The organism is Gordonia aichiensis (genome assembly GCF_039946255.1).
GTDB classification, from domain to species: domain Bacteria; phylum Actinomycetota; class Actinomycetes; order Mycobacteriales; family Mycobacteriaceae; genus Gordonia; species Gordonia aichiensis_A.
The window spans coordinates 1-17,526 of sequence record NZ_JBCDWL010000026.1; the positions used below are offsets into that span (position 1 = coordinate 1).

Below are 17,526 nucleotides of genomic sequence, written 5' to 3' on the forward strand. Positions count from 1 at the left end.
TCGTACAAGTCGACCGCGTTACGCCGGAACTCCTCGTCGTAGTGCTTCCTGGCCATGGACTACATCATCTCGCTTCCCCAGCATCAGGCTGGAATCAGCGTGTCCAACATCCAGGGGGAAGGCCCGATCGACGTCGTGGGCTGCTGCCTCCCGGACGTGGTTGGGTTGATGCGCCAGTAGCAGGGTGAATCGATCGTCGGGTCGACCGGCGACCGCGGCGTCAAGGTCGGGTTCGTACGGGGCGGAATTGCTGAGGTCATGCACTCCAGCGACATCGATGGTGGCTGCCCCGCGTCGGATCTCCACGCTTGAGTTGTTGATGGTGGTGATACCCAGCGAACGCCACTCGTCCATCCAGGCGCCGACGTCGTCGGAGATCTGTTCGTGGTTGCCTGAGACACCGAAGACACCCAACGGCGCTCGCAGATCAGCGAGTGGCTGCAGGTCTGATCCGACATGCTCGATGGTTTCGTCTGACAGGTCACCGACGATCGCGATGAGGTCGGGGCGCTCGGCGTTGACCATGTCGACGATCGTGCGTGTGAACGCCTCCCCGCGGGCGGGTCCCAGGTGCAAATCGCTGACGACGGCCACGCGTAGACCGTCGAACTCGGCGGGCAGCCGTTTCAACGTCACCGACTCCTGATTGACCCGCACCGACGCGGCCTCACCCACGCCGTAGAGCGTGGTGCCCACCGCCACAATCACCTTTACGTTGGAGTACGTCCGGGGCGGTCGCCTCGGACGTTCGTCCGCGGTTCGGGGCGTGGCTCGACAATCACCTGTTGTCGCTGGTGGCTTGGCGTGGAAGGTCACCCCGGACCGTGACGGGTCGTTTCGGCCGCTGATTGAGATGTGTTCGCGAACTTGTCGCTGTGTAAAGGTGTGCCGGCGAAACCCACCCTGACGAGCCAACCGCACACGGAAGGACAGTATGGACGAAAAGATCTGGGTAGGAATTGATGTCGGTCGGCATGCGCATCACGCCGCCGCGGTCGATGAGGCGGGAACGGTGCTGTGGTCTCGGCGGCTTCCCAACGATCAACCGGCGATCGAAGCGCTCATGGACCGGGTCGCCGACATGAAATTCGTGGTGTGGGCGATCGACATGACCGCACCGGAATCGGCGCTGCTGAGGGGTGTGCTGGCTGCGCGGCGCCAGCAGATCCGCTACGTGCCCGGCCGGGTCGTGCACAGCATGACCGGTGCGTTCGCGGGTGAGGGCAAGACCGATGCCCGCGATGCGGTCGTGATCGCCCAGACAGCCCGCCTACGTGGCGATCTCGCCACCGTCTCGGCGCCCGACGACGTCGCGATCGAACTCGACCTGCTGACCGGACATCGCAACGACCTCGTCGCTGAACGTACGCGAGGCATCAACCGCCTGCGCGGCCTGCTGACCCGCATCTTCCCTGCACTAGAACGGTGTTTCGACTACTCGACACTGACCGGTCTAACGTTCCTCACCCGCTTCGCCACGCCATCTGCGATCGCTGCGGTCTCTGACGACGAGATCTACGACCACCTGCGCAGTCACGGCGTCCGCCGACCCACGATCCCGAAGATGATCGACAAAGCCCGTGCCGCGGCGGCCGCGCAGACCGTCACCCTGCCTGGCGAGGCGACCACAGCCCTACTGGTGCAACACGCGGCTACCTCGTTGGTCATGCTGACCCGTCAGATCGCCGACCTGGATAAGCAGATCACCGAGGTGTTCCGCCGCCACCGTCACGCACGGATTCTCGAATCCGTGCCAGGCATCGGCACCCGAAGCGGCGCTGAGCTCGTCGCGATCACCGGCGGCGACCTCACTTCGTTCGGCTCGCCCGCCAGACTCGCCGCCTACGCCGGCCTTGCTCCGGTACCGCACGACTCCGGTAACCGCCGGGGAGCCTTGCGTAGACCCCAGCGTTACCACAGAGGACTTCGCAAGGTGTTCTACATGGCCGCACTCAACAGCTCGCAACGCGACGGCCCGTCCCGCGAGTTCTACCAGCGCAAACGACGCGAGAAGCGTTCCCACGTCCACGCTCTCATCGCTCTCGCTAGACGTCTGGTTGACGTGGTCTGGGCACTGATCCGCGACGGTAGGGTGTGGTTGCCGCGGCCGACCGTCGAGCGGGTGTCAGTCGATGAGGTGGGCGCGATGGCTGGATGACTGGCGGGGCCGGTCAGATCTCGGCACGTGCGTGCGTACTAGCGGGACACTGGATGCGTGTCGGTTCGGGTACTCGGCCACCAGCTTGCTCTGCCGACAAGTGTGGCGATGGTCGGCACAACGATGGTGCGGACGATGAAGGTGTCGAGCAGCAGGCCGATGCCGATGATGAGTCCGACCTGGGTCATGATCGAGATGGATCCGGCCATGAGTCCGAACATGCTGGCAGCGAAGATGAGGCCGGCCGAGGTGATGACTGATCCGGTGTTGGTGACGGTTCTCAGGACGCCGATGCGGATGTTGTTTTGGGATTCTTCGCGTAGGCGAGAGATAAGAAGCATGTTGTAGTCGGCGCCGACCGCGACGAGGACTATGAAGGCCAGTAGTGGTACGGGCCAGGCGATATCGGTTTTGAGGATGTGTTGAAAGATCAGGACACCGATACCCAGTGCCGCGGTGTAGTTGAGTATGACGGTGCCCAGAAGGTATAGCGGCGCGATGAGTGCTCGGAGTAGGAGTATCAGGATCAGGCCGACGATGGTGAGGGTGGCCAACGCTAGGAGTCGGAAGTCTTCGGTGAGTAGACGTTGCAGATCGGCGTTGATGGCGGGGAACCCGGCTATCGCGATGTTGGAGTCCTGCAGGGTTGTGTTCGGTCTGGCGGCGAGTGCGACATCGGTGATTGTGTCGGCCAGTTGCATGGCCTCGGTGCTGTAGGGGTCGAAGCTGGTTTGTATTGCGTAGCGCACGGTATGGCCGTCGGGCGAGACGAACTGGCGAGCGACGTCGACGAAACGGCGGTCTGCGTTGGCCTGAGGTGGGAGGTAGAAGCCGGTTGCTGAGTTTGTTCCGGCGGTCTCGCGGGCGGAGGTTTGTAGTTGTGTGGCTAGCGCGGCCATCCCGGCGAGTTGTTGAAGGTTGCTGTCGATCAGCGCGGATACACCGGCGGCGAGTTGGCGTGATCCCGCCGCGAGTTGACTGATACCTGTTTGCAGTTGGGTGAGCTTGCCGGGAAGGTCTTGGCTGCTGATGCTTCCCAGCGTGGAGCCCAGTGAGTTGACGGTGGAAGTGAGTTGGTCGGTGACTGTTGAGATCGGTGTATCCAGCTGCGCGAGTTGTGTTGACAGCGTGGCGATCTGGTCGAGGGTCCCGTTGCTCAGTAGGGCGTCGAGATTGCGGGTCTGCGCGCGCAGAGCTGCGCACTGCGGGACTTGGGTGCACCAGGGCGCATTATCGAGGATGGGCAGGATCGAGGTCACTGTTGCCAGGGCTGCAGATGTTTGGCGGGTGAGCGCGGCCAGCTGTGGGGCATTCTGAGAAGCGCGATCGAGCGCTGGTGCAGATGCGGCGAGTTGGCGGAGTATCGGCTGGTACTGCTGAATTTGCTGCCCTGCTGTGCTTGCCTGATCGAGGATGCCGGCCAGGGGGGCCAAGTTGGTGCGTACCTGGGTGTCGAGCTGAGTAAGCCCGTCGGCGAGTTGGAATGCGCCGGTACGGAGCTGTTCGAGGTCACCTCGGCGGTTCTGGCCATCGTCGACCGCACCCGCCAGCCGGTCCCCGATCTGACCGTTCTGCCAGGACAGCTCGGCTTGCTCGAGCTTGTCCCCGGTGGGACGGGTAACACCGATGACTCGAGTCACTCCGGGGATCTGGGATACACGTGAGGCCATTTGCTCAAGATCGGCCAGCCCGCTGGCAGTACGGAGATCGATCGGTGCATCTACAACGAGGAACTCAGTGATAGTGACGTCTTGAGGGAAATGACGGTCGAGCAACGCGTAGCCTTCGTTGCTGTCGGTTGTCGCGGGCTGCCCCTCACGATCGTCGAAGGTGATCTGGATGCCCATCGCGAAGACGCTAAGCACGATTAGCCCGACCAGGGTTAGTGCCAGCAGAGGCACAGGACGCCGCACGACGAGCACGGCGACGCGATTCCAGTACTTTCGGGTCAGATCTCGTCTGGGTGCGCCCCAGCCGAATCGCGCCGCCCACAGCAACACCGGTGGTAGCAGGGTGACCGTGGCGAGGAATCCGATGAGGATGGCGATCGCGCATGCCGGACCCAAGGTGGAGAACACGCTCAGCTGACCAAACACCATCGCCAAAAAGGCCAGCGCCACCGTGGCAGCTGAAGCCAGGATGACCCGTCCGATAGTTGCTGTCGCGTCCACGAGCGCAACCTCAGTGGTAGCGTCCTGGCGTAGCCGTTCGTGATAGCGACTGATGAAAAAGACTGAGTAGTCGACCCCGGCTCCGAGCAGGATGACGGTCATGAACGCGACGGTGAACTGCGATACCGGCATACCGAGTTCGCCGAGTGCGGACAAGACCCCGCGGCCCACGCCGAGGCTGACACCGATCACCAACAACGGCACCAGCGCGGTGAACAGCGATCGGTAAACGATCAACAGAATGATCGCGATAAGCGCCACCGTCGCCACAGTGATCACGACTAAATCGCTTTCAGCACTGACGATCTGGTCACTGAAAGTGGCCGTCGGCCCGGTGACATGGACAGTGGTGTCCGTACCGTCAAACACGCGCTGCGCGGTTTGGCGCACGGTCTCCACAGCATGCGTGGCCGTTGGCCCTCCCAAAGTTCCGGTGACCCCGACAGGCAAGTACCAGGCTTGCCCGTCCTCACTCAAGGCCTGGCCGGCCGTCGTCGGATCGGAGAGCAAATCCCGCACTGACTGCACATCGTCGAAATTTTCGCGCAACTGCAGAACGAGCATGTCGTAGCGTTCCCGCGCCACGTCGGTGAACCCGTTCGGGTTCTCCATGGTCACGAAAACAGTGGTCTTGGCGCCCTTCTCACCGAACGCACCACCCATCTGATCGAGTGCTTGAAACGATGGAACCCCAGCAGGGATCGGATCAACAGACTGCTGCCGCACCACCGTCTCCAGCTGGGGAAACAGTATCGCCAAGACGATACCCACAGCCACCCACGCCCCGATGACGAGGAATCTGTGCGCCAAGGTGAACCGTGCCAACCGCCCCAATGTCGTGCTGTACTCGCTGCGTTCCGCCAACCGGCGCGCCGCCAAGCGCCCACCACTTGGACGTTGGACCACCATACGCAGCACCTCACCCTCGACCCAGCCCGTCTACGAAACCGACGGTATCGTTACGGTACTAGCAGTACCATAGATGGGGGAGGAGGTCAGGAGGTTTGGTGTCGCCGGTGGGCCATGAGGAAATCGTCGACAAGCTGTTCGAGATCGCCAACGGTCATCGACCGAATGCCCGTGAGCTTGGCAAAGACAAGGGGGCCCGCCAGTTGAGTGACTGCCATGGTCAAATCGAGGTCGCCGAGCTCCGCCGTGGCCACGTCACTCGTCAAAACTCGATCGAATGGTTCTCGATACTGCTCGACGACTCGACGACGCAGTGGCGCGAGCGCGTTCTGATCCCCGTCGGATTGCCCGGATTGCCGGGGCTGCTCGGGAAGCATTGCCAACCATGCCAGCGTCGTCAACTGCAGCGGTGCCTGCTCAATAAGCTCAGCCTGCCGCTGCATCAGCTTCAGCAGGTCATCACGGATCGACGTCGTCGTCTCGGGGGTCTCGGCCTGAGGCAACAATCGCTCGAAGGCAGCCGCCACCAGATCTGTGGAGCTCTCGAAGTGACGATACAAGGTGGTGCGAGCAACACGAGACAGTCGAGTGACCGCCTCCACGGTAACGGCTTCGACCCCGCCACTGTTCAGCAAGGTCACCGCAGCATCCAACAAACGCTGACGCGACCGAACCCGCCTCGGGTCAACATCGTCGGAATCGATGGTTTCCACCTGGCCACTCCCTATATAGCCAAAATCACGAACCCCTGACTGCACAACAATACCGTCGGTAACAGAGCGAAACTGCCAGTGGCGGTACCGATTGAAGGCTCAGAAAGGTCACTTATGAGGGGCGACAAACCACTACCAGCACACGCACCATGGTGCATGGGATGCGGCGAAGACAACCCCAATGGCCTGCACCTCGAGGTACACCTGCACGGCGACCACGTCTACGCCGACCTGCAATTCGACGAGCGCCACTCAGGAGCCCCGGGACTCGCCCACGGCGGAGCCATCTCAGCGGCATGCGATGACATCATGGGTTTCACCCTGTGGATCGCCGAGACACCCGCAGTCACCCGAACCCTCACCGTGGAGTATCGACGCCCGGTCCCACTGCACACCCCCGTGCACATCACCGCCTCCCTCGTCGACGAAACCGACCGCGCGCTCTTCATCGAAGCCAACGGTACTGTCGGCGACACAACCTATTTCGCCGCAGAAGCGGTCTTCGTAAAGGTCGACTTGAGTCATTTTCTTCGTCACGGAGACTGGGGCGCCACAGCAGACCTCATCACCAGATTCTTTCAGGCCGACTAGCTGTACTGACCCGACAGGTTGGGTACGCGGTCGGCGGGTGAGTTGCCTCGGAGTGCGGTGTGGCCGCGTTCGTGATTGTAGATGCGAAGGAACTCGGGGAAGGCCGCGACGCGTTCGGTTTCACTGAGGTAGGGACGGGCGTAGGCCCATTCCTCCTGCAGGGTCTGTCAAGACCCGGGTTTGTTGGAGACCGATCATTTGTTCTGTAGTGCAGGTTCTGTCTCAGCAGCAGCGGCGTGCTGCTGCCAGTAGTGGTCTTCGACCTCGGCCGGCGGCCGGTGATCGAGTTCGCCGTGCAGGCGCGTGGTGTTGTACCAGTGGACCCACTCGGCAGTCGCGATCTCGACGGCGTTCGTCGACGCCCACGGGCCCTTCCGGTAGATCAACTCGTGCTTGTACAGTGAGTTCAAGGCTTCGGCCATCGCGTTGTCATACGAGTCGCCGCGCGAGCCGACCGAGGCGACGGCGCCGGCCTCGGCAAGGGCCTGGGTGTAGCGGATCGCCCGGTACTGGACGCCCCGGTCGGAATGGTGAATCAAGCCGGTGATGTCCTGGCCGGCCCGGCGACGCAGCCACAGGCCCATCGCCAATGCGTCGATCGCCAGGTCGGCGAACATGCGGGTCGAGGTCTGCCAGCCGACGATCATCCGCGAGAACACGTCCAACACGAACGCGACGTAGACCCAACCGACCTCGGTTCGAACGTAGGTGATGTCGGCAACCCATAGCTGATTCGGCGCAGTCGCGCAGAACGCGCGGTCGACTAGATCAGCAGGGCGTTCGGTCTCGGGTGCCGGTTTCGTGGTACGCGGGAACTTACCTCGCACGACGCCACGTATCCCCAGGTCACGGCACAGTCGTTCGACTGTGCACTTGGCGACGGTGATCCCTCGGCGGGCGAGGGCGGCGCGGATCTTGCGGCGGCCGTAGATGCCGCCGGAGTCTTCGTAGACGTCCATGATCTGCTCTTTCAGATACTCGTCGCGGACCGCTCGAGCCGACGGGGCGCGGCCGCGGGCGGCGTAGTAGGTCGATGGCGCGATCGCGCATCCTGCCTCGGTGAGGGCGGCGGTGATCGCCTCGACTGGCCATCGATGACGGTGCTGGTCGATGAAGTCGACGATCAGCGGTGTGGCCGGTCGAGCTCGGCGGCGAAGAAAGCTGACGCGGTCTTCAATATCTCGTTCGCCCGCCGCAACTCGGAGACTTCCTTCTCCAACTGGCGGATCCGTTCGATATCCGAGACCGTCTCCACACCCGGTGCCGCGGCCTGTCCTTCCTCGACGCGGCGAACCCAGTTGCGCAGGGTTTCAGGGTTGATGTCGAGTTGTTTGGCGATCCGCGCCAACGCTCCTGGCGCGGTCTCGGGGTCCTTACGGGCGTCGATGGCCATGCGCGTGGCACGGTCCCGCAATTCCTTCGAGTACTTCGATGGGCGAGGCATGAAACAAGTGTCCCTTCCGGTCAAACCTGTCTCCATCAAACCCGGGACGATTCAGTCCTCGAGTGGTGAGATCTACGACGTCACCGTCGTCGATGATCGAGACGCCGTGGTGGCCGGCATCGAATCTCGCGACTACATGGGCGGGATCGTCCTCGGTGCGCAGCCCGAGGTGCTCACCGCATCGGCCAATGGTGCGGTCAATGAGGTTGTCGCGCAACTGGCGACCCCATTGGAGTCGGCGCTCGCTCAACAGTCTGGGGTCCCACCGGGCGGTGAACCCACAGTGACCCTCACCGACGTTGCACCGTTCTCCGACGAAGACCCCAATGGCGCGCTGCTGAACTCGGCGTTCTTCCCGATGCTCTTCGGCGGCATCATCGGCGGCGTCCTCATCTCGACTGTCATCGTCGGAGCGAGGCGACGCATCCTCGCAGTGACGACGTACGCCATCGTCGGCGGAATCGTCCTCGCCAGCATCCTGCAACTCTGGTTCGGGTCGATCCAGGGCAACTACTTACTCAACGTCGGCGCCTTCGCCGTGGCCATCGCCGCTATCGCCGCACCGATGATCGGCTGCGTTGCGCTGATCGGCCGCGCTGGTACTGCAATCGGCCCGGTCGTGATGATGCTGTTCGCCAACCCCATCTCGGGAAGCGCGTTGCCGTCACAGTTCCTCCCCGGAGCATGGGGCGAAATCGGACAGTGGTTCCCACCCGGTGCATCGGCGACGCTGGTCCGTGAACTGTCGTACTTCCCCCAGGCCGACACGACGTCATCGTGGCTGGTACTCGCCGGGTGGATCGTCGGTGGCGTGATCCTCACCGCCGTGGGACACCGCCGATCGGTCAGCGCCCCGCCCAAACCAACTGCCAGCGATGACGGCTACACGAAACCGGTCCCTGCCCTTTCGTCCTGAGGGCAGGTTTCGGAGCCTGCCTCAGCTGGTTTGGACTCGAGACAAAGTGATACGAGTGGTTACCAGTACTGTTAGCGCAGGTGATCAGTTGACACCTTCACCACCGCCGTCGTTGTGAACTGCCATCGCATTTGGCGAGTTGTCATCCGCGGATGCCCGGATTCCCATCAAGTTGGCGACTGTTGAAACTTTGAGTGTCGCGCTAACTGAAGGCCGTGAACGTTGACTGCGGAAATCGTCGCAGCGAGCCGTGGGGCCGACTGACGGCTCTCTCGCACGGTACGCCTCGGCGTTCTATGCGCATTTCCTCCTATGCGCATTTCCTCGCAGGACTCGAATCGTCACTGTGACGAATAGGTGCCGGTGGTGCTTTCGCCCATGGATGCGCAGGGATCGCTCGGTTGCAAGTCGATCCGCCGCCGCGTTCCTCATCTGGTCATCGTCCTGCGTGCCGCAAATTCAGGCCCCGAGCTGAACGTGACGTTTGGCCCAGGCTTTGGTGCCTTGAGTGACGGCGACGAGCATGGTGACCATGAGAGCGATGCCGAGCACTGGGACCAGGTCCAGAGGAATCGTGTAGGCGAGGACCACACGTACTGCGGAATCGATGATGAACGCCATCCCCCACCCAAAGGTCATGAGACGCATTGCTCGTCGAAAAGCCGCGTCGTCGGCCCAGCCTCGGTGCCAGGCCTGCGCCGTCTCCCGCGGAAGGAGTGGCAGCGTGATCGTGAACAGGAACGGTCGGGCGACGAACAGCGTCCCGAGGATCCAGAGTCCGGCGACGGCGGTGAGGTAGCTCTCGCGGGCCGCGAGGATGCGCGGATCCCCCGTGAGCAGGCCGATCAGGGTGCCCGCGACGAGCATGCTGAGAGTGAAGGCTCCGGTCAGTTCGACACGGCGGCGTCGAATCAGACCGAGGGCAAGGCGGATGATCGGGATGGCGCCGCCGAGAATGAGGGCCCACCACTGACCAACGCCGACGGCGCGCAGACCGTAGAACACAACCAAAGGCAACGCTATGTCGAGGATGATCTGGAGCAGAAACTGCTTGGGTTCAGGTGATTCCCTCGCGCGGTTCGATTCCGAAATGTCATCGCGTACGTGGGGCCCCTCGGCGTGAGGTGCGGGTTGCGCTGTCACGATCGGCTCCTTCCCTTGTTCTGATGGGTGGTCGCACGTTGGGCCAGGGCGATGAGTTCGCGTCTGTAGGTGGCGAAGTCAAACGCAGGGTCGGCTACTACGAGGCGTGCAGCAGAATCGATGGCGGCACGCAGGACGAGAGCCACGCTGTGGGCATCGAAGTCGCCGAACTCGCCGTCTCTCTGACCGGTGCGCAGCAGGTCTGCAAGGTGGTCGGTTACTGGATCGGCGGGCGCCGGGTCGTCCCGGTTCGGACGTAGGCCTGCCATCACCTCCATCGAGGCTCGCACTTGGCGCGGGTGGTCGGCAATGAAGCCGAGATTCGCTTCTAGGTAGCCGCGAAGTGCTTCCGCTGAGTTGTCACTCGCCTCGATGCGTCGGGCGATTCGTTCGCCTGCCGTTGTGTACAGGTCGGTGACGATCGTGGTCAGCAGCGCATTCTTGTCGGGAAAGTGATAGGTCACCACTCCTTTGCTCACGCCCGCGCGGCGCGCGATCTCACCCACCGACGCGCCGGCGAACCCGAGCTCACACAGCGCATCGACCGCACAGTCGATGATCTGCGCACGGCGCGCCGACCCTGACTGATTCGGCTGGCCTCGTCGAGTGACCGGAGGGGGTACTTTCACGGAACCAAAGTAGCACGCTCGTACTAATATCGCACGATCGTACGAAACTTGCCCTTTGATGGCCCGTCGCGGCAGAGTCCATGGCCACTGCGACCGCGACAGGTCGCTGAGGCCGAAGATCCGACACGGCGGTACAGTCCCGCGCATCCTCAAGGTCACCCTTTCCGATCCAGCGTTCGAGGAGTGCGGCCCTCGACGGCGCGGCTAGGCTTGGCAGTGCACGTGAAGCATCTACCGAGATCGAATCTCGGTGTGCCGCATTGCGCCAGAGAAAGGGCTCGCATGTGCCAGTACTGCGGATGCCGCGACATGCCGTTGTTGCGCGATTACACGGCCGAGCACGAATCTGCGGTGAATCTCGCCGACGACGCGGTGCGGGCTCTCGACGCCGGTGACACCGCTCGCGCGACGGAGCTGGCGACCGAGCTCGCACAGCAATTGCGATCGCACTGGCGCGGCGAGGAGGACGGGCTCTTCGCCCAGCTGCTCGCCGGCGGTGATGAGTTCGCGGCCTACATCGACCCGTTGATCGCCGAACATCGCCTGCTCGACGAGTTCCTGTGCACGATGGACCTGGCCACGCCGGCCGACGAACAACGTTTCCGGCACGAGGTCTTCGACCTGTACGCACACATCGCCAAGGAAGAGGATTCGCTGTTCCCGGCGTCGTTGACGACCCTCGACGGGCCGCAGTGGGACGCGGCGATGAGCGCCTGGAGAACGGCCCACCCGGGACGCGAACTGCTCGGCTCCTGACCGATCCGGCCCCGCGGCGATCTGGCTACGCTGGGACTCGTGTCCACCGCAGCGAACTCCCCCGCACCGACCTCCACGGCACCGGTCTCCACGGCCATCGGCCCTCTCGAGAGCACCTTCGCGGACGCCCTGGATCCGTTGACCGTGCCGTGGCAGGCGGCCGAGGCGCCGGACCCGACGCTGCTGGTCCTCAACGAGTCCTTGGCGCAATCGCTGGGCCTGGGCGTGGCGGCGCTGCGCGGCGACGACGGGGTCGCGATCCTCTCCGGTGCCGTGCGCCCCGCCGACGCGAATCCGGTGGCGACCGCCTACGCCGGTCACCAGTTCGGCGGATACGCCCCGCTCCTGGGCGACGGCCGTGCGCTGCTGCTCGGCGAACTGATCGACGCGGACGAGCGGCGCGTCGATCTGCAGCTGAAGGGATCGGGCCCGACGCCGTTCTCGCGCGGCGGCGACGGCTTCGCGGTGGTCGGCCCGATGCTGCGCGAGTACCTCGTCAGCGAGGCCATGCATGCGTTGGGCATCCCCACCACGCGGTCACTGTCGGTTGTGGCGACCGGCCGCGACGTCCACCGCAACGGCGCCGAACCGGGCGCTGTACTCGCTCGCGTGGCGTCCAGCCACCTGCGGGTGGGAACCTTCGAGCTCGCCGCGCGCCAGACCGATCTGCTCGCGCCGCTGGCCGACTACGCGATCGAGCGCCACTACCCCGGACTCTCCGAGTTGCCGGAGAGCGGCGACGAGAACCGATACCTGGGCTTCCTGGCGGCCGTCGTCGAACGGCAGGCGGCGCTTGTCGCGCAGTGGATGCACGTCGGCTTCGTGCACGGCGTGATGAACACCGACAACACCACCATCTCCGGGGAGACGATCGACTACGGCCCCTGCGCCTTCATCGACGTCTACGACCCGGACACGGTGTTCAGCTCCATCGACCACGGCGGCCGCTACCGATTCGGCAACCAGCCCGCAGTCCTGAAATGGAACCTCGCCCGGTTCGCCGAGACGCTCCTGCCGCTGCTGTCCCCGACGCCCGACGAGGCGATCACCGCGGCCACGACGGCGCTGGCCGCCTTCGACGAGCACTACGACCGGCACTTCGTCGCCGGGATGGCAGGCAAGCTGGGCCTGGCCGACGCCGCCGTCGACCGCACTCTCGTCGACGATCTCCTGGCACTGATGCGAGCACACCGTGCCGACTGGACCGGCACCTTCCGAGCCCTGGCCGACGAACTGCGCGGCGACCCGGCGCCGCTGGACGGCCTGCTGCCGCGCGAAGCCGGCGCGCCCTGGCTGGCGCGCTGGCGGCAGGCTCTGGCCACCGGCGGTGGAGCCGAGCCGCAGATCGCCGACGCGATGGACCGGGTGAACCCCGTCTACGTCCCCCGCAACCACCTGGTCGACGCGGCGCTGCGCGCAGCCACCGACGGCGATCTCGCTCCGCTGGAACGACTCCTGGACGCCGTCACGCACCCGTTTCGGCGACGAGCCGACTCGAGTGATCTCGAGGCGCCGGCGCCCGAGTCGTTCAGCAGCGGATTCCGCACCTTCTGCGGGACCTGATCAGGGCGTGAGGATGAGGCGGCCGGCCACCCCGCCGGCCCCGAGGCGTCGGTGCGCGTCGGCCGCCTGCGACAGGGGCATGGTGTCGGCGATCCGCGCGGTCAGGGTCCCGTCGGCCAGCCGCTGATTGAGCGCGACGGCGGCGTCGGCGAGATCGGTGACGGCGGCATTGCTGATCGCGAAGCCGACCAGCTACACGTCGCGGGTGTACGCGGCGCTCACCGGCAGCGGGACGCGGGTCTGCGGTCCGGCCGCCGTCAACAGCAACCGACCCCCGTCCGCCAGCACCTCGAGTGCGGCATCGAAGTCGTGATGGCCGGAGGTGTCCCAATGCAGGTCGACCCCGCCGGGCGCGGCGGCGCGGAGCTGCTCGGTCGCCGCCGGATCGCGATAGTCGACGACGAACGCGGCGCCGGCGGCCCGGACCCGGTCGAGGTCTGCGCCGCCCGCGGAGGCGATGACGCGCGCACCGGCGGCGACGGCCAGGCTCACCGCGGCCCGACCGACGTTGCCCGCGCCGCCGCCGATGAACACCGTCTGCCCCATCCGTACGCCGCCGTGGCGGAACAGCCCCAGCCACGCCGTCGCGGCCATGTGCGCGACACCGACCGCCTGCACCGGATCCACCCCGTCGGGAAGGTGATAGAGGCGCTCGGCCGGGACCGCCGCGTACTGGGCGAACGAGCCCTGCCGCCCGCCGTGCCCCAGACTGTTCGACCACACGCGGTCACCGACCGAGAACCCGGCGGCGCCGGGCCCGGCGGCGACGACCGTCCCGACCAGGTCGCGCCCGATGACGAACGGGAAGGGCGTCGACGTCCGGTAGCCGCCCGAGCGGACGAACGTGTCGACCGGATTCACCGTGACCACCTCGACGGCGACCAACACGTCGGTCGGGCCGGTCTGCGGGACCGGCAGCCGGCCGAAACGGATCTCGTCGGCCGAGCCCAGCCGGTCGACGTAGGCTGCGTCCATCGTCTCCGGGATCTCAGCCATCGCAGGTCACGACCCCGTCTGAACGCCGTAGGTGCGCGCCCACGACTCGCGCAGAGCCGCCTCGTCGGCGTGACCGAAGGTGTAGGCGGCCGAGTCGACGGGCAGCACGCGGTCGACGGTGACCAGGATCGCCTCGATCGCGGGATAGCCGGGCCCCTGCGTGGCGATCAGCCAGTCGTGAATCCACTCGAAGACCGCGCTGCCGGGCTCGTGGAACTCGGCGGTGCCCTTGAAGCGGTAGCCGCGGCGGGCGAGGAAGTCGACGATGTTGATCTCCAGGCGAGGATCGCGACGGAGGTTGGCGACCGTGCCGGGCGAGGCCTGATTCAAGAACACCAGGTGGTCGTCGTCGTAGACGCGCAACGTCCCCTTGGGCGACAGGTTCGGCGACCCGTCGTCGCACACGGTGGCCACGAAGCCCAGCTTCGCGCGCTCGACGACCGCCCGCATGTCCGCGTCGATGACTCCCATGGCAACGCACCTCCCGGTCCGACGGATGCTCTGTCGGCGAGTGTATGCCTGCGGCGTGCCCGGACCGCGCCGTCGCAGGTGCGCGGCCGGGCGCCGACGAGCGTTTGTGCCGGTACCGCACCCGATTCGCGTGATCCCGCGTAGCGTCGAAGGCAGTCGTGATTATGACGCGGCACTCTCAGCCAGTTCGGTGCCGCGCCTCCAACACCGGAAGGCGGAGATCGCATGACTTCGAACAGCTTCAGCACCCGAGACCGGCTCGACGTCGGCGGCCGGTCGTACGAGATCCACCGGATCGACCGGATCGAAGGGTCGGCGCGACTGCCCTACAGCCTCAAAGTGCTGCTGGAGAACCTGCTGCGCAACGAGGACGGCACGATCGTGACGCGCGCACAGATCGAAGCACTCCGGGACTGGGAGCCGACCGCCGAGCACAATCCGGAGATCCAGTACTCCCCCGCCCGCGTGCTGATGCAGGACTTCACCGGCGTCCCGTGCGTGGTCGACCTGGTCGCGATGCGCGATGCGATGACCGATCTGGGCGGCGACCCGTCGAAGATCAACCCGCAGATCCCCGCCGAACTCGTCATCGACCACTCGGTGATCGCCGAGACCTTCGGCAGCGCCTCGGCGTTCGGCATCAACGCCGAGCTCGAGTTCGAGCGCAACAAGGAGCGCTACCAGCTGCTGCGCTGGGGGCAGCAGGCCTTCGACGACTTCCTGGTGGTTCCGCCCGACACCGGCATCTGTCACCAGGTCAACCTGGAGTATCTCTCGCGCGTGGTCTTCACCCGCGACCGCGACGGCGTCACGCAGGCCTACCCGGACACGCTCGTGGGCACCGACTCGCACACGCCGATGGTCAACGGGCTCGGCGTGCTCGGCTGGGGCGTCGGCGGCATCGAGGCCGAGGCCGCCATGCTCGGTCAACCGGTGAGCATGCTGGTCCCCCAGGTCGTCGGCGTCCGGCTCAGCGGTGAACTGCGCGAAGGCACGACCGCCACCGATCTGGTCCTCACCGTGGCCGAACTACTGCGCGGGATCGGCGTGGTCGGCAAGTTCGTAGAGTTCTTCGGCCCGGGTGTGGCCAACGTTCCGCTCGCGACGCGCGCGACGATCGGCAACATGAGTCCCGAATACGGTTCCACCGCAACGATGTTCCCGATCGACGAGGTCACGCTCGACTATCTGCGCCTGACCGGTCGCGACGACGACCGAGTGCGGTTGGTCGAGGAGTACGCCAAGACGCAGGGCATGTGGCACGACCCCGACCGCGTCCCGGACTTCTCGCGCATCGTCGATCTCGACCTGTCGTCGGTCGAACCGTCCATCGCCGGCCCGACCCGCCCGCAGGACCGCATCCCGCTCGGCGACGCGCCGCGGACGGTGCTCGGGCTGTTCGGCGGGACGGCCGCGCGGTCGGCCGACGGCGTCGACGACGCCTCGGCGGCGTCGTTCCCCGCGAGCGACCCCATCGCACCCGGAACCCTCGCCGGGCACGACCGGCCGCCGCGACACACCTCCGCCGAGGAGCTGACGGCGAACGAGAAGCTCGGCTGGCCCAGCGATCCGGCGGAAGTCGTCATCAACGGCAGGCAGGCGATCGTCGACCACGGCGACGTGGTGATCGCCGCGATCACCTCGTGCACCAACACCTCGAACCCGGCGGTCATGCTGGGCGCGGCGCTGCTGGCGAAGAAGGCGGTCGAGCACGGCCTGCGGACCCGGCCGTGGGTCAAGACCACCCTGGCGCCCGGTTCGCGCGTGGTGACCGACTACTTCGAGCGCTCCGGCCTGACGCCGTACCTCGACCAACTCGGCTTCAACCTCGTCGGCTACGGCTGCACCACGTGCATCGGCAACTCCGGGCCGCTCATCCCCGAGGTGAGCAAGGCCGTCGGCGACAACGATCTGAACGTCTCGGCGGTCCTGTCGGGCAACCGCAACTTCGAGGGGCGCATCCATCCGGAGGTGCAGATGAACTTCCTCGCCTCCCCGCCCCTGGTCATCGCGTACGCGCTGGCGGGGAGTCTGCACACCGACCTGCTCACCGAACCGCTCAACACCAACGACGACGGACAGCCGGTGTATCTGCGCGACATCTGGCCGACCGCCGCCGAGATCCAGCAGGCCGTCGACGAGAACGTCGAAGCCCACATGTTCACCGACGGCTACTCCGACGTCTACGCGGGCGACGAGAACTGGCGCGGCATGAACGTGCCCGAGGGCGACGTCTACGACTGGGAAGGCACCTCGACGTACATCCAGCGTCCGCCGTACTTCGAGGGGATGACCCACGAACCCGCACCCGTCCCCGACATCGTCGGTGCCCGGGTGCTGGCCAAGCTCGGCGACTCGGTGACCACCGACCACATCTCCCCCGCCGGCGCCATCAAGCTCGACAGCCCGGCCGGCCGCTACCTCACCGAGAAGGGCATCGAACGCAAGGACTTCAACTCGTACGGATCACGCCGCGGCAACCACGACGTGATGATCCGCGGCACCTTCGCCAACGTCCGGCTCCGCAACCAGTTGGTGCCCGGCGTCGAAGGCGGGTTCACCCGGCATTGGCCCGGCGGCGAGCAGACGAGCATCTACGACGCGGCCATGACCTACCAGCGCGACGGTGTTCCGCTGGTGGTGATCGCGGGCAAGGACTACGGATCGGGCTCGTCGCGCGACTGGGCGGCCAAGGGCACCCGGCTGCTCGGCGTGCACGCGGTGATCGCGGAGTCGTTCGAGCGGATCCACCGGTCCAACCTGATCGGGATGGGCGTGCTGCCGCTTCAGTTCCACGACGGCGACTCCGCCGAGTCGTTGCAGCTCACCGGTGAGGAGACCTACTCGATCACCGGCATCGCCGCCGGCGACGGCGTGGCCGACGAGGTGACGGTGACCGTGGAGTCCGACGGGCATTCGCGTCAGTTCCAGGCGAAGGTTCGCATCGACACGCCGGCCGAGGCCGCGTACTACCTCAACGACGGCATCCTGCAGTACGTGCTGCGCAAGCTGCTCGCCGGGAACTGATCCGCGGAGCGACTCATCCCCGGGGCGGCTCGCGCGGGT

Annotated in this window: 14 protein-coding genes and 2 pseudogenes; 6 read left to right on the top strand and 10 right to left on the bottom strand. The window is 65.6% G+C overall.

Annotated features, from left to right (window positions below):
- Nucleotides 1-18: 18 nt before the first annotated feature.
- Nucleotides 19-696, bottom strand: a complete 678-nt coding sequence (locus AAFO60_RS19895) for a metallophosphoesterase (RefSeq protein ID WP_347957986.1) — start codon at nucleotides 694-696, stop codon at nucleotides 19-21.
- Nucleotides 697-934: 238 nt separating this feature from the next.
- Between AAFO60_RS19895 and AAFO60_RS19900 the strand changes: the two genes are divergently transcribed.
- A complete protein-coding gene (locus tag AAFO60_RS19900) occupies nucleotides 935-2,158 on the top strand; it encodes an IS110 family transposase (protein ID WP_006896189.1) in 1,224 nt (407 codons plus the stop codon).
- A gap of 38 nt (nucleotides 2,159-2,196) precedes the next feature.
- On the opposite strand, the gene AAFO60_RS19905 is transcribed toward AAFO60_RS19900, so the two are convergent.
- Nucleotides 2,197-5,238, bottom strand: coding sequence for an RND family transporter (locus tag AAFO60_RS19905; protein WP_006896188.1), 3,042 nt, complete (start codon nucleotides 5,236-5,238; stop codon nucleotides 2,197-2,199).
- A gap of 86 nt (nucleotides 5,239-5,324) precedes the next feature.
- Nucleotides 5,325-5,951 carry a TetR/AcrR family transcriptional regulator gene (locus AAFO60_RS19910; RefSeq protein ID WP_006896187.1) on the bottom strand — a complete coding sequence of 209 codons (627 nt, stop codon included), beginning with the start codon at nucleotides 5,949-5,951 and terminating at the stop codon, nucleotides 5,325-5,327.
- A 114-nt stretch (nucleotides 5,952-6,065) separates the two neighbouring features.
- Between AAFO60_RS19910 and AAFO60_RS19915 the strand changes: the two genes are divergently transcribed.
- Nucleotides 6,066-6,542, top strand: a complete 477-nt coding sequence (locus AAFO60_RS19915) for a PaaI family thioesterase (protein WP_006896186.1) — start codon at nucleotides 6,066-6,068, stop codon at nucleotides 6,540-6,542.
- On the opposite strand, the pseudogene AAFO60_RS19920 reads toward AAFO60_RS19915, so the two are convergent.
- Both AAFO60_RS19920 and AAFO60_RS19925 read right to left on the bottom strand, forming a co-directional pair.
- Nucleotides 6,539-6,709: pseudogene (locus AAFO60_RS19920) on the bottom strand (IS481 family transposase); the annotation flags it as partial. The gene AAFO60_RS19915 and the pseudogene AAFO60_RS19920 overlap by 4 nt on opposite strands.
- A gap of 27 nt (nucleotides 6,710-6,736) precedes the next feature.
- A pseudogene (locus AAFO60_RS19925) lies at nucleotides 6,737-7,986 on the bottom strand (IS3 family transposase).
- On the opposite strand from AAFO60_RS19925, the gene AAFO60_RS19930 reads away from it, so the two are divergent.
- Nucleotides 7,928-8,902 (top strand): hypothetical protein, encoded by a 975-nt coding sequence (locus tag AAFO60_RS19930; RefSeq protein ID WP_347958038.1) that lies wholly within the window; start codon nucleotides 7,928-7,930, stop codon nucleotides 8,900-8,902. The pseudogene AAFO60_RS19925 and the gene AAFO60_RS19930 sit on opposite strands and share 59 nt — an antisense overlap.
- A 459-nt stretch (nucleotides 8,903-9,361) precedes the next feature.
- On the opposite strand, the gene AAFO60_RS19935 is transcribed toward AAFO60_RS19930, so the two are convergent.
- Together AAFO60_RS19935 and AAFO60_RS19940 are read right to left on the bottom strand one after the other, a co-directional pair.
- Nucleotides 9,362-10,045 carry a VC0807 family protein gene (locus AAFO60_RS19935; RefSeq protein ID WP_347957987.1) on the bottom strand — a complete coding sequence of 228 codons (684 nt, stop codon included), beginning with the start codon at nucleotides 10,043-10,045 and terminating at the stop codon, nucleotides 9,362-9,364.
- Nucleotides 10,042-10,674 carry a TetR/AcrR family transcriptional regulator gene (locus tag AAFO60_RS19940; RefSeq protein WP_347957988.1) on the bottom strand — a complete coding sequence of 211 codons (633 nt, stop codon included), beginning with the start codon at nucleotides 10,672-10,674 and terminating at the stop codon, nucleotides 10,042-10,044. Before AAFO60_RS19940 ends, AAFO60_RS19935 begins: the two co-directional genes overlap by 4 nt.
- 309 nt (nucleotides 10,675-10,983) lie before the next feature.
- On the opposite strand from AAFO60_RS19940, the gene AAFO60_RS19945 reads away from it, so the two are divergent.
- Both AAFO60_RS19945 and AAFO60_RS19950 read left to right on the top strand, forming a co-directional pair.
- Nucleotides 10,984-11,430 (top strand): hemerythrin domain-containing protein, encoded by a 447-nt coding sequence (locus AAFO60_RS19945; RefSeq protein ID WP_347957989.1) that lies wholly within the window; start codon nucleotides 10,984-10,986, stop codon nucleotides 11,428-11,430.
- Nucleotides 11,431-11,469: 39 nt separating this feature from the next.
- Nucleotides 11,470-12,993, top strand: coding sequence for a protein adenylyltransferase SelO (locus tag AAFO60_RS19950; protein WP_347957990.1), 1,524 nt, complete (start codon nucleotides 11,470-11,472; stop codon nucleotides 12,991-12,993).
- Here the strand turns inward: AAFO60_RS19950 and AAFO60_RS19955 are convergent, their stop codons facing one another.
- The 3 genes from AAFO60_RS19955 to AAFO60_RS19965 are packed head-to-tail and all read right to left on the bottom strand — an operon-like array spanning nucleotide 12,994 to nucleotide 14,460.
- Entirely contained in the window at nucleotides 12,994-13,185 is a 192-nt protein-coding gene (locus tag AAFO60_RS19955) for a zinc-binding dehydrogenase (RefSeq protein ID WP_347958031.1), read from the bottom strand.
- Nucleotides 13,186-13,989, bottom strand: coding sequence for an NADPH:quinone reductase (locus AAFO60_RS19960; RefSeq protein WP_347957991.1), 804 nt, complete (start codon nucleotides 13,987-13,989; stop codon nucleotides 13,186-13,188).
- Nucleotides 13,990-13,995: 6 nt separating this feature from the next.
- Complete coding sequence (locus tag AAFO60_RS19965) at nucleotides 13,996-14,460, bottom strand: pyridoxamine 5'-phosphate oxidase family protein (protein ID WP_347957992.1); 465 nt, start codon at nucleotides 14,458-14,460, stop codon at nucleotides 13,996-13,998.
- Between the two features lie 225 nt (nucleotides 14,461-14,685).
- Here AAFO60_RS19965 and AAFO60_RS19970 point away from each other — a divergent pair, with 225 nt between their 5' ends.
- Nucleotides 14,686-17,487, top strand: a complete 2,802-nt coding sequence (locus AAFO60_RS19970) for an aconitate hydratase (protein ID WP_347957993.1) — start codon at nucleotides 14,686-14,688, stop codon at nucleotides 17,485-17,487.
- Nucleotides 17,488-17,526 lie beyond the last annotated feature (39 nt).

What these genes read in the sequence shown, in the direction of transcription:
- AAFO60_RS19945 (WP_347957989.1), top strand. Translation starts at nt 10,984, where the DNA reads ATGCCGTTGTTGCGCGATTACACGGCCGAGCACGAATCTGCGGTGAAT.
- AAFO60_RS19970 (WP_347957993.1), top strand. Translation starts at nt 14,686, where the DNA reads ATGACTTCGAACAGCTTCAGCACCCGAGACCGGCTCGACGTCGGCGGC.
- AAFO60_RS19930 (WP_347958038.1), top strand. Translation starts at nt 7,928, where the DNA reads ATGGCCATGCGCGTGGCACGGTCCCGCAATTCCTTCGAGTACTTCGAT.
- AAFO60_RS19965 (WP_347957992.1), bottom strand. Translation starts at nt 14,460, where the DNA reads ATGGGAGTCATCGACGCGGACATGCGGGCGGTCGTCGAGCGCGCGAAG.
- AAFO60_RS19905 (WP_006896188.1), bottom strand. Translation starts at nt 5,238, where the DNA reads ATGGTGGTCCAACGTCCAAGTGGTGGGCGCTTGGCGGCGCGCCGGTTG.
- AAFO60_RS19900 (WP_006896189.1), top strand. Translation starts at nt 935, where the DNA reads ATGGACGAAAAGATCTGGGTAGGAATTGATGTCGGTCGGCATGCGCAT.
- AAFO60_RS19960 (WP_347957991.1), bottom strand. Translation starts at nt 13,989, where the DNA reads ATGGCTGAGATCCCGGAGACGATGGACGCAGCCTACGTCGACCGGCTG.
- AAFO60_RS19915 (WP_006896186.1), top strand. Translation starts at nt 6,066, where the DNA reads ATGAGGGGCGACAAACCACTACCAGCACACGCACCATGGTGCATGGGA.